Below are 15,605 nucleotides of genomic sequence, written 5' to 3' on the forward strand. Positions count from 1 at the left end.
TGAGGGATTGATCCTTCCAATGTCAAATATTCCTATCTATTATACCGAAGAATCCAAAGAAAAGCCATGGCAGCTAGCTTTCCTTTTTCTTGTTAGGTTGGTGATCGGTGGTTTGCAGTGCACGCTCAATTTCTTTGTTCAAGAAATAAGAGATGACTGTTCGAATAATAACGACTGCAGCTAGACGTACGATGTCTTCGAAAGTAGGGTGGATGATCGTCTCAATAATATCTGCTGCAATCAAGATCTCAAGACCTAATAAGACATAACTCCCTAAATAATTGCGGATAAAATTATTCTCTCTGGCTGCCACCAAACGGTCCTTTTCTGTTAATTCGTAGCGCACGAAATCAATGCCTGCGATCAACACACCCCAAACGATGACGAAAATGGAGAGAAAGTTTAAACAGACAACAATGAAATCGAAGATTGGGTTGGCTCCAGTCATCAAAGAACTAGCTAGATTATGCATAATGACTCCTTTACCGTTTTCTTTTATCTTACCGAATTATCGAAGAAATGTGAAGTTTCTTGACGTTCTAGAAGGGAATTGATAGTATGAATTAATAGTAGGATTTTTAAAAAAGGTGGGCAAATTATGGAACAAGTTAGGAACTTTGTTCATTACACGAAAGAAAAAACAGTGGAAAGCTGGCAGGCTTTGTTAGATGATCTATACCGAGATCAGAAAAAAACGATTTTCACGCTGATCGGAGGCATTCTTTTCGCGCTGGTTTTTGCAGGCTTGATCGTTTTTTCTCAAAATCGCATCAACGCCTCTTTAGTGGATCGAATCGCTTTCGACAAGTTACCTTCGGAAAAAGTACAGCCATTACCATATTTGACAGCTGATAAGACGATTCGCGAAACAAGAGCGATTTCTGTGATGTACAGTAAACCAAATGGCCCACAGCTGGATCAAGTGTTTGATCTGATCCAAGCACAGGAAGACGAAATGAATCGAACATTTTTTTATTATCCGATCGTCTATGACGTGGCATTTTTCTCCAATGAATATGACATTGATCCTGATAAAGTGACCTTTGTCTTCTATGAAGAAGGAGTCGAGAAAAATCGCTTTACTTTTGATTCATTTGAGCAGCCAACGACGGAATTCATCCCAGAATTGAATCGTTTACCCATGTGGACGATTCGTTCTTCTGCCAATGATTGATAAAAAAATCTGACAATTTGACAGAAAATTGTTGACGTTTTTTTATCAATAGGCTAAACTGAATTCAATCAAGAAAGAAAACAAGTTGAGAAGGAGGAACAATCATGAAACTATTTATTCCATTGCAAGTGAAATCATGGCAAAACTGGCGTAGATAGTTGTATTGATGGGACCTCATTCCATAGATACAACTTTTTAGAGAACCTTCTAAAGTGCTGTATCTATGCTGGTAGTTGAATTTATCGCCGCATAGGACAAGCTTCTATGCGGCTTTTGCTTACTTGCAATTGCCGTCACATAGGCAGTTGCTTTTTTTGTTCTCAAAAACCATAAAATGAAAAACACGAAAAACGTAAGCAGAAAAAGGAGAATGAAAAATGAAAAACAAGGGATTAATTGCATCGGTTGCCGTTATTTTATTATTTTTAGGAGCGACATTTGTCTATCAGTTAGGAATGAGAAGTGGGACCAATCAAGCTAGTGAGACTTCGGAACCAGTAGAAAAAGCTGAAAAAACAGTCGGGATCCTACAATTTGTCAGTCATGAAGCACTGGATGCGATCACCGAGGGGATCAAAGAAGGCCTTAAAGAATCAGGCTATACCGAAGGGGACAACTTGACGATCGAATTCCAGAACGGTCAAGCGGATCAAAGCAAATTGGCAACGATGAGCCAGCAGCTGCTAAATAAAGATGCCGACGTTTTGGTTGGGGTAGCAACACCCGCAGCACAAGCGTTGGCGAATGTCACTCAGGATGTACCAATCGTTTTAGGAGCGGTCACTGATCCAGTTGGGGCAAATCTCGTGGCAGATATGGATCAACCCGGTGGAAATATCACTGGTGTTTCAGATAAAGCACCCGTCGCTGCGCAAATCAAACTAGCAAAAGATTTGCTGCCGGAGGCAAAAACAGTCGGCATTTTGTATTCTTCGACTGAAGACAATTCGAAATACCAAGTGGCAGAAGCAGAAGCTGCTGCCGAAGAAAATGGCTTGACCAGCAAATCGTATGCCGTTCCTTCAAGTAACGAAATTGCTCAAATGGTGCAAGTGATGGCACGAGAAGTCGACTTTATCTATATTCCGTTAGATAACACGATCGCAAACGCAATGCAGACGGTAGTACAAGAAGCCAATAAATCAAAAACGCCCATCATCACGTCTGTTGATACGATGGTGGAACAAGGCGGCTTAGCAACGGTTGGGCAAGATCAATTTACGATTGGGGTCGAAACTGGGAAGATGGTGGCAGCAATTCTTGACGGGACGGCCGAACCTGCGACAACGCCGATCTATACATTCAGCGATGGCGAAACGATCATTAATGAAACACAAGCGCAGTTATTGGGAATCACTATCCCAGAAAACCTCAAAGACGAGGCAAAATTGATTACAACGACTCCGGAAAGTGAAGCAAGTGATGAGTAACAATTAGAAACAGCAATCACCTGCGATCACCGAGAGGGTCTTGAAAGAGAAAACTTGTAAGAATATGGAGGAAGAATGATGATTGTTTCAGCAATAGGGCAAGGGCTACTTTGGGGGATCCTTGGTTTAGGGATATTTATGACCTATCGTATTTTGAATTTCCCGGATATGACGACGGAAGGGTCCTTTCCGTTAGGCGGTGCTGTCTGTGTGACAGCGATCACCCATGGGGTGTCGCCCGTCTTAGCGACTTGTTTAGGAGTATTGGCTGGGATGTGTGCGGGCTGTGTGACAGGACTTCTTTATACAAAAGGCAAAATTCCCGTGATTTTAGCAGGTATTTTGGTGATGTCTTCATTGAACTCGGTCATGCTGTTTGTGATGCGCTCACCAAACCTCTCTTTATTAAACCAACCGAAAATTCAAGATTTTTTTACTAGAATGAATTTACCGAATTATTATGATACGGTGATTATCGGATTGATCATGGTCTTGTTGATTGGGGGCGTCTTGGTTTACTTTTTCCATACCAACTTGGGTCAAGCTTATATTGCTACCGGGGATAACGAACACATGGCCAAGTCAATGGGGATCAATACGGATCGAATGAAAATCATTGGACTGATCGTCTCCAATGGCGTGATCGCACTCTCAGGCGCATTGATCGCTCAAAACGACGGCTACGCCGACATAAGCAAGGGAATCGGTGTGATCGTTATCGGACTGGCGTCAATCATCATTGGTGAGGTATTATATGGTGAATTGACCTTGCTGGAACGTCTGATCGCTATCGTAATCGGCAGCATTATCTACCAATTATTGATCCTATTTGTGATCAAAGCTGGATTTGATACGACTTACTTGAAGATCTTCTCTGCAATCGTCTTGACGATCTGCCTGTTGATCCCTCAATTTAAACAAGCCTTGCATCTACGCACTGGTTTTGAAACGGAGGATGAATAATGTTAGCCTTAAAAAAAGCCTTTAAAGTTGTCGGCAACGGACCGAATGAGAAAAAAGTGCTCTTGAATAAAATCGATCTTTCTTTAAAACCAGGAGAATTTGTCACGGTCGTCGGAGGAAATGGCGCCGGCAAAAGTACGTTATTCAACTGCATCTCAGGCACCATGCCCTTGACGAGTGGGCAAGTGATGATCGATGATCAAAACGTGACCGCACTTTCGGAAGAAAAACGCGCCCGCTTTTTGGCACGTGTCTTCCAAGACCCGAAAATGGGGACGGCTCCCCGTATGACAGTGGCAGAAAATCTTCTATTAGCACAAAAAAGAGGGGAAAAACGGTCACTAGGTCTTCGACAACTCCAAGGGCAAAGAGAAACGTTCTATGCCCTTTGTAAAGAAATCGGCAATGGGTTGGAAAATCATTTGGATACGCCAACGGGCAGTTTATCCGGCGGTCAACGACAGGCACTAAGTTTATTGATGGCAACGATCCAAACACCAAAACTGTTGTTGCTAGATGAACATACGGCTGCGTTAGACCCAAAGACCTCCAAACAGCTGATGCAAATCACTGCAAAACGCGTGGAAGAACAAAACCTAACTTGTCTCATGATTACCCATCGGATGGAAGATGCATTAAAATACGGAGACCGCCTGATCCTGCTCAGAAAAGGGGAAATCGTTAAGGATCTTTCAGCAGATGAAAAAGTGCGCTTAAGTTTACCAGAACTGTTACTGTTCTTTGAAGACGACTTATAAAGCCCTTGATAGAACAGTGTTTTCAAAAAAACTAATCAAATAAATGAAAAAAATAAGAAAAAATCATTGACATCTTTCAAAGTTAAACCTATACTTAGGTCAATCTTACATCAGTTTGGAGCGAAGGACTATGCAAAAATTATTGCTAACGAACCCCACACAACTGAATAAATATTACTTTAGCTATTTTAGATAGGTTTGTATTCATGAAGGCATGGGTACAAACGCTAAGTTTGTATCTATGATGGCTAGAGCATTTCGTAATGAATTCGCAGCCACGTAGATCGTAAAATCTATAGTGGCTATTTTTTATATTCACATATCTAGCTTTGCCGATATGTAATGTTTGAAGGTGTCCACTGTAGATTCTTATATCTACGGTGGACATCTTTTTTTGTTGAAAGGAATGAACCAGATGAAACAAATGATAACCGGTCACACACGGTTGGCGGCACTATTTGCCAAACCAGCCAAACACAGCATCTCTCCAGCGATGCACAATCTTTCTTTTGAAGAACAAGGGATCGACGCCGTGTATCTGGCCTTTGATGTTGAGCCGGATGATTTAGCCGCTAGTATCCAAAGCATCCGTCAGTTGGATCTCTTAGGTGTCAATCTATCAATGCCCCATAAAATGGCAGCAGTACCGTTGATGGATGAATGCTCACCAGCAGCCGAGCTGATCGGCGCAATCAATACAATCGTCAATCGAGAGGGGCGATTGATTGGGCACAATACAGATGGTATCGGCTTTATGCGCGCACTTGAAGACATTCAAGTGTCGATCATTGGAAAAACGATGACTGTGATCGGTGCAGGTGGAGCAGCGACAGCAATCATTAGTCAAGCTGCACTAGATGGTGTCAAAACGATCCGTGTCTTTAACCGCAAGGATGAGTTTTATCCAATCATTCAGGAAAAATTGACACAGATCGCAGAAAAGACCGCCTCTGAGATCACATTAACGGATTTAGAAGATCAGACGGCTCTAAAAACAGCCATCGATCAAAGCAGTCTTTTAGTTAATGCTACTGGCGTGGGGATGAAGCCGAATGATACGGTAAGTCCTCTAAAAGACAAAACACTCTTGCGGGAATCATTAGCTGTCTATGATGTCATCTATAATCCAAGAGAAACGCAGCTTTTGAAAGATGCGAAAGAAGTCGGTGCCAAAACTGCAAACGGCTTAAGCATGTTGCTGTATCAAGGTGCAGCTGCATTTAAACTTTGGACAGGCCAAGAAATGCCTGTTGAAAAAGTAAAAGCACTTATTGAATCCATGTAAAAAATAAAAAAATTAGAAAAAACGAAAGTAGGAAGAAAAAATGATCGTAATTATGAAACCAGGCGCTACGCCAGAACAAGTTGAAGTTGTTGTAACTAGAATCAAAAAAGAAGGCTTAGATGTTCAAGTCAACCAAGGAAAAGAACAGGTCGTTATCGGGTTAAAAGGGGATACACGCCGCATCCAAGATGTTGCTTTTCGCAGCTACGAAGGTGTCGAAGATGCCATTCGGATCTCAAATACTTACAAATTGACCTCTCGTGAGTTCCATCCGCAAGATACGGTTGTGGATGTAGATGGTGTGAAAATCGGTGACGGCAACTTTGTTACGATGGCTGGTCCATGTTCGATTGAAGGCTTAGACCAAATTCGTGAATGTGCCCGAATCGCCAAAGCTGGTGGTGCACAAATCTTACGTGGTGGTGCCTTCAAACCCCGCACGTCGCCTTACGCATTCCAAGGGCTTGAAGAAGAAGGGCTAAAATACATTCGCCAAGCAGCTGATGAAACTGGCATGAAAGTCATCACAGAAGTCATGGACGAAGGGCATATCGATATGGTGGCGGAATACAGTGATATTTTACAGATTGGTGCTCGGAACATGCAAAACTTCAAATTGCTAGCTGCCGTTGGAAAAACCGGGAAACCAATTGGCCTTAAACGAGGCATCTCAGGCACGATCGACGAATGGTTGAATGCTGCGGAATACATCGCCGTTCAAGATAAAAGTGAAGTGATTTTCATTGAACGTGGGATCCGAACTTACGAAACAGCAACCCGTAATACCTTTGATCTAAGTGCAGTACCAATCATCAAAAAATTGAGCCACTTCCCAATCATCGTTGATCCTAGTCATGGAACAGGTATTTGGGATCTTGTACCACCAATGGCAAGAGCGGGTGTTGCTGCTGGCGCCGATGGGATGATCGTTGAGATCCATCCAGATCCAGCCAATGCTTGGTCTGATGGCCCTCAATCACTTAATGAAAAAACGTACATGAACATGATGAAAGAAGTCCATATCATGGAAAAAGCGATGAAAGAAATCAAAGCGTTGCAAGACTAAGCGTGAAGACAACCAATAAAAGAGGTGCAAAAATCAATGTTACACATTCACTTAGAAGAACATTCCTATGATATCCTCATCAAACGAGGGTCGTTTCAAAAAGTTGGAACTTGGGTACAACAGTTGTGGGACAAACAGCGCATTGCCGTCATTACAGACAGCAATGTCGCACCCCTGTATGGCGGACAAATCGTTGATTCCATAACCGCTGCCGGGTTTGAAGCGACACTGTTAATCGTACCAGCCGGCGAAAAAAGCAAATCACTAGAGCAAGCAGCTAGTTTATATGATGGTCTTGCCCAATTCGGAATGACCAGAAGCGATGGAATCATTGCCCTTGGTGGCGGTGTGATCGGTGATCTCGGAGGATTTGTTGCTTCTACGTATATGCGCGGCATTGATTTCTTGCAGATTCCGACGACGTTATTGGCACAGGTCGATTCAAGTATCGGCGGGAAAACAGCTGTAAATACTGGCAGTGCCAAAAATCTCGTTGGCACGTTTGCCCAACCAGCCGGGGTGATGATCGATCCAGATTTACTTGAAAGTTTGCCGCTTAAACGCGTCCAAGAAGGCATTGCTGAAATCATCAAGTCAGCCGCTATTGCAGATCCTGAACTTTGGCAAACGTTAGCAGGTTTGAAAGATGAAGCCGATTTGTTGGCCCACGCTGAAAATGTGATCACAGCTTCTTTAAAGGTTAAACAAAAAGTAGTGGAAGAAGACCCCTTTGATCATGGTAGTCGTCTGACACTGAACTTCGGTCATACGATCGGTCATGGCTTAGAAAGAACGGCTGCTTTTGAGACTAGTCACGGAGAAGGCGTTGCGATGGGGATGATTATGATTACCCGACATGCAGAGGCCACCGGATTAACACCAAAAGGTACGACCCAGCAAATTACAGAAATGGTTGAGAAGTTTCACTTGCCGATTACACCAAGGGAAATAGATAAAGAGCAATTATACCAAGCAATCACTCATGATAAAAAAGCCCGCGGGCAACAATTGAAGATTATTCTATTAGAAGCGATCGGACAGGCGAAAATCGTGACGATCCCGACTGAAAAAATCAAAGACTACCTAGTATAAGAAAGGAAGGTAACGGATCATGCGTTATATTACAGCAGGCGAATCACATGGACCAGAGTTGACCGCCATTATCGAAGGGTTACCGGCAGGATTGCCATTAACAGCAGAAGACATCAATTTTGAATTAGCGAGACGACAAACCGGCTATGGTCGTGGGGGACGGATGTTGATTGAAAAAGACCAAGTCCGTATCACTTCCGGTATCCGTCATGGAAAAACATTAGGCTCTCCTGTGACTTTAGTGGTCGAGAACAAAGATTGGAAAAATTGGACCAAGGTCATGGCAATCGAAGAGGTACCAGAAAAAGACCGCAAACTACGACGAGTGGCACGACCAAGACCTGGTCATGCTGACTTGGTCGGCGGCATGAAATACCACCATCAAGATCTACGAAACGTCCTGGAACGTTCATCTGCCCGGGAAACGACTATGCGGGTAGCCATCGGCGCAATCGCGAAGAAAATTTTGAAGGAGCTTGGCATCGATGTGGCAGGTCATGTAACGATGTTAGGCGGCATCAAAGCAGAAATTCCAGAAGGCTTGACTGTCAAAGAAATCGCACAACGCTCTGAAGCCTCGGAAGTAAGAGTCTTAGATCCATCTGTCGAGGAAGAAATTAAACAGTTGATCGATCAAACGAAGAAAAATGGTGATACGATCGGCGGCGTAGTGGAAGTGCTTGTTGGCGGCGTTCCTGCTGGTCTTGGCAGTTACGTGCAATGGGACAAAAAACTTGATGCGAAGATTGCCCAAGCCGTGGTCAGTATCAACGCCTTTAAAGGGGCTGAGTTCGGTGTTGGCTTTGAGGCAGGTGTTTTACCGGGTTCAAAAGTCATGGATGAGATTTTATGGGACGAACAACGGGGCTACACCCGTCGCAGCAACAACCTAGGTGGTTTTGAAGGCGGCATGACGAACGGGGAACCAATTGTGGTTCGCGGGGTTATGAAGCCGATCCCGACCTTGTACAAGCCGTTGCAAAGTGTTGATATCGACAGCAAAGAACCGTATAAAGCAAGCGTCGAACGCTCAGATAGCACCGCTGTACCAGCAGCTAGTGTTGTTTGTGAGAGTGTGGTGGCAACAGTGGTGGCCAATGAACTATTAGAAAAGTTTCCAAGTGATTCTTTCGAAGAATTGACCGCATCTGTTCAGGCGTATCGAGAATACTTGTTAACCTACTGATTAAAGAAACAGCAAAAAATTCCAGTAGAAATGAGGATTCTTTTCATGAGCCAAAATATCTTCGTCGCCGGTCTAGGATTGATCGGCGCTTCCTTAGCAACATGTATCAAAAAGGCACATCCGCAAGTGCATTTGATGGGGTGGGATTGTCAGGAAACCAATGAGATCGCATTAGCAACAAATTTAGTAGACGAAGTGCCCCCTTCATTTTCTGAAGGTGCTGTCCGTGCCGACGTGATTTTGTTGGCATTGCCGGTAGAGATCACCAAAAACTATCTTGCCGAACTGGGGGCACTTTCATTAAAGCCTTCGGTGCTAGTAACAGACACCGGCAGTACCAAAGCGGAAATCACGCAATTTGCCGAGTCCTTTTCCTTTGATTTTATTGGGGGCCATCCGATGGCTGGCTCTCATAAATCAGGGATCACAGCAGCCGATGAGAACCTTTTCGAGAATGCTTACTATATCTTCACACCGACGAAAAGTCAGCGTGTGGAAGAACTACAAGAGCTTTTTCGCGGCACTAGAGCCAAATATGTGGCACTTGCTCCCCAAGAGCATGATCAAATCACAGGGATGTTGAGCCATCTGCCCCATATTATTGCTTCGGGATTAGTCAATCAGGCAGATGCCTTCAACCACGAACACCCTAGAGCGCAGCAACTTGCAGCAGGCGGTTTTCGCGATATCACTCGCATTGCTTCTTCAGATCCTCGTATGTGGACCGATATCTTATTGAGTAATCGACAGGAGCTGCTGCAGCTGATCGATGAGTGGCAAAAACAAATGACGACCATGGCTCACTGGTTGCAGAAAAAAGACGAAAGGGCGATCTTTCGGTTTTTTGAATCCGCGAAGGAAACACGGGATCAATTGCCGGTTCATCAAAATGGGGCGATCCCAGCATTCTATGATCTATTCATCGATGTACCGGATCATCCCGGCGTTGTCGCTGAAGTGACGGGGCTATTGAGCGAACATCAGCTCTCTTTGATCAACTTGAAAATTCTTGAAACTCGAGAAGATATTATTGGTGTTTTACAGATTTCATTCAAAACGCAAAATGATTTGCTGCAAGCAGAGCAGCTGATTCAAAAAAAGACGACCTATTCATGTCGAAAAAAATAGGAGGCCGTTATGAAACTAAAAAAAGCAACACATCTAAAAGGGACGATAGCAGTCCCTGCTGACAAATCAATCTCGCATCGTAGTATCATGTTCGGGGCGTTAGCCGAAGGGACAACGATTGTCCGTAATTTCTTGCGTGGAGAAGACTGCTATAGCACCCTTCATGCATTTCAATCATTAGGCGTTCCAATCCATGATGACGGTCAGACGATCACGATTGAAGGACAGGGCTTTAATGGCCTTAAGCCTGCCCAAGACCCAATTGATATCGGCAATTCTGGTACAACGATTCGCTTAATGATGGGGATTTTGGCTGGACAGCCATTTACAACCACCTTATTCGGCGATAACTCTTTGAATAAACGTCCGATGAACCGAGTGATGCTGCCATTAAGAGAAATGGGTGCCAATGTGAGAGGGCATGAGCAGACGGAGTTCCCACCGATCACCGTTAATGGTACTGCTTCTTTACAGCCCATCAATTATCAGATGCCCGTAGCAAGTGCCCAAGTAAAATCGGCGCTGATTTTTGCGGCATTGCAAGCACAAGGTACCTCGACGATTATTGAAAAAGAGGCGAGCCGTAACCATACTGAAGAAATGATCCGTCAATTCGGTGGCGTCATCACAACACAAGGCAAAACGATCACTGTGACGGGACCTCAAACACTCCAAGGACAAGAAGTAATTGTTCCTGGTGATATTTCCTCCGCTGCTTTTTTCCTAACAGCCGGCGCGATTATGCCAGAAAGTGAGATCGTTTTAAAAAATGTCGGGATCAACCCCACTCGTACAGGAATTCTTGACGTGCTAGAGGAGATGGGTGCTTCAATTGCTTTTTCTAATCAAGACGATCAGAATCAATCAGCTGACCTTACCGTTCGAAGTTCTACCTTGCAGGCAGTGACCATCGCTGGCGATATTATCCCACGCTTGATCGACGAATTGCCGATCATTGCGTTGTTAGCCACGCAGGCTCATGGCAAAACGGTGATCAAAGATGCGGAAGAACTGAAAGTAAAAGAAACCAACCGAATCGATGCAACTGCCGAAGAGTTGACAAAACTTGGGGCGGACATCACTCCCACCGAGGACGGGTTGATCATCAACGGTCCAACCCCTTTGCATGGCGGACGTGTGTCAAGTCGGGGGGACCATCGCATCGGCATGATGCTGCAAATTGCCGCCTTATTGACAGATGAAGAGGTAGAATTAGAAAAAGCCGAAGCCGTAGCAGTTTCTTATCCTGATTTTTTTGAGGATGTCGCACGTTTGGCTAAAGGAGGAAACAGCGAGTGAAAAAAGTGATATTAATTGGATTTATGGGTGCTGGAAAAACCACGATTGGCCGTCTTTTGGCTGAAGAAACGAAACAGTCTCATGTGGATTTTGATGACTTGATCGTTGCTGAGATCGGCATGACCATTCAAGAATTTTTCGACCAACACGGTGAGGAAGCCTTTCGCAAAATCGAAACGGATATTTTAGCTAAAACTTTGGCAAAGGAACAAATTATTTCCACTGGTGGGGGCATCGTATTAAAAGAAGAAAATCGTCAACTTTTAAAAGAGATGCCGCTCGTCGTGTATTTAAAAACAGATCCCGAGGAGTTGATTCATCGCTTAAAGGCGGATAATGGCAGCATTCGTCCCTTAGTCGTCTCAAAATCACCAGAAGAAATATTGGCTGTTTACCATCCTCGGATCCCTCTTTATGAAGAAACTGCTTCATTGATCGTTGAAACGACGAACAAAGCACCAGAAGAAATCGTACAGGAAATTTTGATCAAAGCGGGTGCATAAAATGAAGATTGGTTATTTAGGACCGAAAAGTTCCTTTACGCATTTAGCTGCGCAAGAAGCTTATCCGGAAAATACCTGTATCCCCTATGGATCGATTCCACTTTGTATTCAAGCGCTAGCTAACGGCGTGATCGATCGCGCGGTCGTTCCGAACGAGAACTCATTAGAAGGGTCCGTTCATGCCACGATTGATACGCTCTTTCGTCAAAATCAGTTGAGCATCGAACAGGAAATTATTTTACCGATCAATCATCAATTGTTAGTTTCTCAGCAATCAGCAAAAGACAACCGTCCCATCACTAAGATAATTTCTCATCCGCAAGCCTTAGCGCAATGTGCCGACTTCATCGAAGCCCGATTTGCTGGAGCTACTGTTGAGGCGGTTGCTTCCACAACGACTGCAGCAGCCTACGTAGCAAAACATCCAGAAGAAGCAGTTGCGGCGATTGCTTCCAAAGAAGCGGCATTGGCCTATCAATTAACGATCAAAGAAACCAATATTCAAGATGTTGCCTTTAATCAAACCCGTTTTTGGGTTTTGACGAAGAAAGTAGCAAACACCCAGTTACCAGAGCAGTCTGCTGAGAAAGCAACGATTTTTGTGACGCTGCCAGCAAACCGACCGGGGATCTTGCACAAAATCTTAGCAACCTTTGGCTGGCGAGAAATTGATTTAAGCAAAATTGAATCGCGGCCTTCAAAAACCACCTTAGGGGAATACTTTTTCGTGATCGATCTGGTGATGGACAAGCCGTGGCAACTGATTGTAAATGCCTTTGAAGAAATTCAGTTGTTGGGTGGTCAAGTCCATCTTCTCGGCGTGTATTCCGTAAATGTTGTTGAGGAAGTGACCAAGAATGACTCAAGTCAAAATAAAATTTAGCCAAGATGAAACCCTATTAGCAACGTTTCATAAAGAGATCCAAACACAGCACCATCAATGGTACCCAACGATTTTTAAGCCCTTTGATCAGTCAAGATTTGAACAAGCAATCACACAGCAGCTGCAAGAGCCAAGCCACCACTTTTTTATCGCTTGGTTGGCGGACCAGCCTTGTGGCTTTGTGCATCTTCAAGAGGTCTGTTTGCCACAAAATGCGATGATGCATGAACGAAAGTGGCTGGAAATTGCAGCGATCGCTGTTGACCCTCGGTACCAAGGGATGCATATTGGAAAACAATTGTTGGCATTTGCTGAAAATGTTGCGCTGGAAAAAGGCTTCGATGATCTCTCACTAAACTTTTGGTCGGCAAACCAAGTGAAATCATTTTATGAGCAAGCAGGATTTGTGAGCATACGACAAGGCGCATCAAAGCATCTAAGGTAAAATATGAAGAAATTTCCTAGAAAAAGGTTAAAATTTCAGAAAATAGCTTTCTTTCTATAAGGTCTAGGGTATCCTTATAGACAGAGAGCTATTTTTTAGTTGGAGGATCAGAAGCAATGAGCAGGATGGAAAAAAATAAAAAACTGCATGAACGGCTAGAAAAGGAATCCAGTCAGGCAGCCAAAGAAAGTATCTTTGCCCGTCGAGAAGCCAAAAGAAGAAACCAGCGCGTCAGACCGAGTGATTCTACTTTTTCTGCTGATGAGCGAGTAGGAGACATTCCTTATCAAAACACCGATCATCCTAGGGCAAGCGACTCTCGTGCGGCTCAAAGTTCTCGAGAACAGTCACAAGTAGGAGCAATAAAATCTGAGGGACGAAAAAGCGCGATCCCTCCGCTATCTGCTCAGAGGCCTGCGATGCATCAAAGCCAGGAACAAAGCAAACAAAAACCGTCAAAGCTTAAGAAGACCAAGCAACCCAAACAAAAGAAAAAGCGGAAGCACCCAGTTCTGCGTATTGTGGTTCGGGTACTATTGGTGCTTTTTGCCTATTCATTGATTGCGTTTCTTGTCGGTCAGCAAGTCGCAAGAAGTGACGCTGCTTTTGCTACGACTGATGAAGAGACCTTTAATGGTACGGCCGCTGCAAATGGTGCTCGGAATATATTGCTCATTGGTAGTGATAGTCGTGAAGGAGAAGCTGGACGAGCAGACACTATTATGGTTTTGCAATTAGATGGTCCCAGTAAGCAACCGAAGCTACTTTCCTTTATGCGGGATACTTTAGTTACGATTCCCGGTTATGGCGAAAACAAGATCAATGCGGCTTATGCCTTTGGTGGTGCTGATTTGGTTAGACAAACGTTAGCGGAGAACTTCGGGCTAGAAACCAACTATTATGCAAAAGTTGACTTTCGTTCCTTTGAAAAAGTGATCGACACATTGTTTCCCTCAGGCGTTGCTATCAACGCGGAAAAAGATATGAGTAAAAATCTTGAAGTTGCCATCAAGCAAGGGCAACAACAAATGAATGGGCTTGAGCTGTTGCAATACGCACGCTTTCGGATGGACGAAGAAGGTGACTTCGGTCGTGTAAGACGACAGCAGCAAGTAATGGATGCGATCTTTAGCGAAATGAAAAATCCTTTAGCTATTTTAAAATTGCCTTATGCAGCTGGAAAAGTCTTAGGCTATGCTTCCACCAACCTGCCAATGTCTTTCCTATTAAAAAATACCTTCTCGATTGCTCGAGGGGCGGGAGGAGTCGACAGCTTGACTGTCCCAGTCGCTGACTCTTGGCAATACGGTTCAAGTGCGAGTGCCGGAAGTGTGTTAGTCGTCAATCTTGAAACCAATCAACAAGCGATCAGGAATTTTCTTAATGAGTAAGCAGAATGAAAAGTTCTGAAAACCATTTGAAAGTAAGTAAATTTATGCTATATTATTAATGACGTTTGAAATTTGTTGAAACGAGGAAAAAGAATGAAATTAGCCGTTGTTACTGACAGTACAGCTTATCTGCCGGAACGGATCAAAAACCATGAAGATTTGTTTATCATACCGATCCCTGTTATTTTAGATGGAAAAGTCTACAATGAGGGCATCGACATTGAAGCTGATGAGTATTACGCTTTGTTGAAAAACAGCAAAGAATTCCCAACCACTTCTCAACCGGTATTAGGAGAAGTGTTAGCCTTATATGAGTCATTGAAAGATCGCGGTTACGACACGATCATTAGTATCCACTTATCAAGCGGTATCTCTGGATTTATCGGAACGCTTTATGGAATTACCGATGAAATCGAAGGCGTTCAAATCATTCCTTACGATTCGAAAATCACAAGTATGCCGATGGGGCACATGGTAGAAACCGCTCTTGATCTGTCAAGTCAAGGCAAAACCGTAGAAGAGATCATTTCCCATCTGGACACTATCAGAGACAATACCTATGCCTATTTGATCGTTGACGACTTGAATAACTTGGTTCGTGGCGGTCGCTTAACCAATGGAGCAGCCTTGATTGGCGGATTATTAAAAATCAAACCGATTTTGACCTTTGATCAAGGAAAAATTGTGCTTTACGAGCGCATTCGTTCCAGCAAAAAAGCATTCAATCGCGCGGAAGATATCATTGGTCAACGGGAGCAAGAAATCGCATTGCCTGTTAAATTTTATGTAATCCACGCCAATAATTTAGAAGTAGCGAAAGAAGAAAAAGCGAAGCTACAAGCGAAATACCCAAATGCAGAAATTGAGATTGGTCACTTCGGACCAGTTATCGGCACGCATTTAGGGGAAAAAGCCATTGGCATCGCTATTTCAGCGCAATAATTTTTATTTTTTCTATGTTTATTCACGCCATTATCTCCTCAAGACAATGTATGTAAGAAT

Annotated in this window: 16 protein-coding genes; 15 read left to right on the forward strand and 1 reads right to left on the reverse strand. The window is 43.8% G+C overall.

The features are described from left to right. Positions 1-73: 73 nt before the first annotated feature. Positions 74-472: a DUF1622 domain-containing protein gene (locus tag IGI86_RS08035; protein WP_005235970.1), complete on the reverse strand. Its 399-nt coding sequence runs from the start codon at positions 470-472 to the stop codon at positions 74-76. Positions 473-598: 126 nt separating this feature from the next. Between IGI86_RS08035 and IGI86_RS08040 the strand changes: the two genes are divergently transcribed. The 15 genes from IGI86_RS08040 to IGI86_RS08110 all read left to right on the forward strand — a co-directional run bounded on the left by IGI86_RS08040 (position 599) and on the right by IGI86_RS08110 (position 15,545). Then, positions 599-1,174, forward strand: coding sequence for a hypothetical protein (locus IGI86_RS08040; RefSeq protein ID WP_005235969.1), 576 nt, complete (start codon positions 599-601; stop codon positions 1,172-1,174). Between the two features lie 377 nt (positions 1,175-1,551). After that, entirely contained in the window at positions 1,552-2,604 is a 1,053-nt protein-coding gene (gene trpX / locus IGI86_RS08045) for a tryptophan ABC transporter substrate-binding protein (protein ID WP_010748363.1), read from the forward strand. A 78-nt stretch (positions 2,605-2,682) separates the two neighbouring features. Then, positions 2,683-3,567, forward strand: a complete 885-nt coding sequence (locus tag IGI86_RS08050) for an ABC transporter permease (RefSeq protein ID WP_010748362.1) — start codon at positions 2,683-2,685, stop codon at positions 3,565-3,567. After that, positions 3,567-4,325: an ABC transporter ATP-binding protein gene (locus IGI86_RS08055; RefSeq protein ID WP_016620147.1), complete on the forward strand. Its 759-nt coding sequence runs from the start codon at positions 3,567-3,569 to the stop codon at positions 4,323-4,325. Before IGI86_RS08050 ends, IGI86_RS08055 begins: the two co-directional genes overlap by 1 nt. Before the next feature lie 415 nt (positions 4,326-4,740). Then, positions 4,741-5,610 (forward strand): shikimate dehydrogenase, encoded by an 870-nt coding sequence (locus IGI86_RS08060; RefSeq protein WP_042890750.1) that lies wholly within the window; start codon positions 4,741-4,743, stop codon positions 5,608-5,610. 40 nt (positions 5,611-5,650) lie between these two features. Further along, on the forward strand, positions 5,651-6,676 hold the full coding sequence (aroF, locus tag IGI86_RS08065; RefSeq protein ID WP_005226100.1) for a 3-deoxy-7-phosphoheptulonate synthase: 1,026 nt from the start codon (positions 5,651-5,653) through the stop codon (positions 6,674-6,676). Between the two features lie 36 nt (positions 6,677-6,712). After that, complete coding sequence (gene aroB / locus IGI86_RS08070) at positions 6,713-7,768, forward strand: 3-dehydroquinate synthase (protein ID WP_429967786.1); 1,056 nt, start codon at positions 6,713-6,715, stop codon at positions 7,766-7,768. Between the two features lie 19 nt (positions 7,769-7,787). Continuing rightward, positions 7,788-8,954: a chorismate synthase gene (aroC, locus tag IGI86_RS08075; RefSeq protein WP_016620144.1), complete on the forward strand. Its 1,167-nt coding sequence runs from the start codon at positions 7,788-7,790 to the stop codon at positions 8,952-8,954. A gap of 45 nt (positions 8,955-8,999) precedes the next feature. Beyond that, a complete protein-coding gene (locus IGI86_RS08080; RefSeq protein ID WP_008379898.1) occupies positions 9,000-10,082 on the forward strand; it encodes a prephenate dehydrogenase in 1,083 nt (360 codons plus the stop codon). Between the two features lie 9 nt (positions 10,083-10,091). Next, on the forward strand, positions 10,092-11,381 hold the full coding sequence (aroA, locus tag IGI86_RS08085) for a 3-phosphoshikimate 1-carboxyvinyltransferase (protein ID WP_429967191.1): 1,290 nt from the start codon (positions 10,092-10,094) through the stop codon (positions 11,379-11,381). Continuing rightward, entirely contained in the window at positions 11,378-11,884 is a 507-nt protein-coding gene (locus IGI86_RS08090; RefSeq protein WP_430617903.1) for a shikimate kinase, read from the forward strand. The genes aroA and IGI86_RS08090 overlap by 4 nt, the downstream gene beginning before the upstream one ends. A gap of 1 nt (position 11,885) precedes the next feature. Next, entirely contained in the window at positions 11,886-12,767 is an 882-nt protein-coding gene (gene pheA, locus IGI86_RS08095; protein ID WP_430617904.1) for a prephenate dehydratase, read from the forward strand. After that, positions 12,742-13,212: a GNAT family N-acetyltransferase gene (locus IGI86_RS08100; RefSeq protein WP_005235950.1), complete on the forward strand. Its 471-nt coding sequence runs from the start codon at positions 12,742-12,744 to the stop codon at positions 13,210-13,212. The genes pheA and IGI86_RS08100 overlap by 26 nt, the downstream gene beginning before the upstream one ends. Positions 13,213-13,328: 116 nt before the next feature. Beyond that, positions 13,329-14,603 carry an LCP family protein gene (locus IGI86_RS08105; RefSeq protein ID WP_430617905.1) on the forward strand — a complete coding sequence of 425 codons (1,275 nt, stop codon included), beginning with the start codon at positions 13,329-13,331 and terminating at the stop codon, positions 14,601-14,603. A 93-nt stretch (positions 14,604-14,696) separates the two neighbouring features. Continuing rightward, complete coding sequence (locus IGI86_RS08110; protein WP_005235946.1) at positions 14,697-15,545, forward strand: DegV family protein; 849 nt, start codon at positions 14,697-14,699, stop codon at positions 15,543-15,545. The last annotated feature ends 60 nt before the right edge of the window (positions 15,546-15,605 follow it).

The organism is Enterococcus sp. AZ188 (assembly GCF_050544075.1).
Lineage (GTDB): Bacteria > Bacillota > Bacilli > Lactobacillales > Enterococcaceae > Enterococcus_D > Enterococcus_D entomosocium.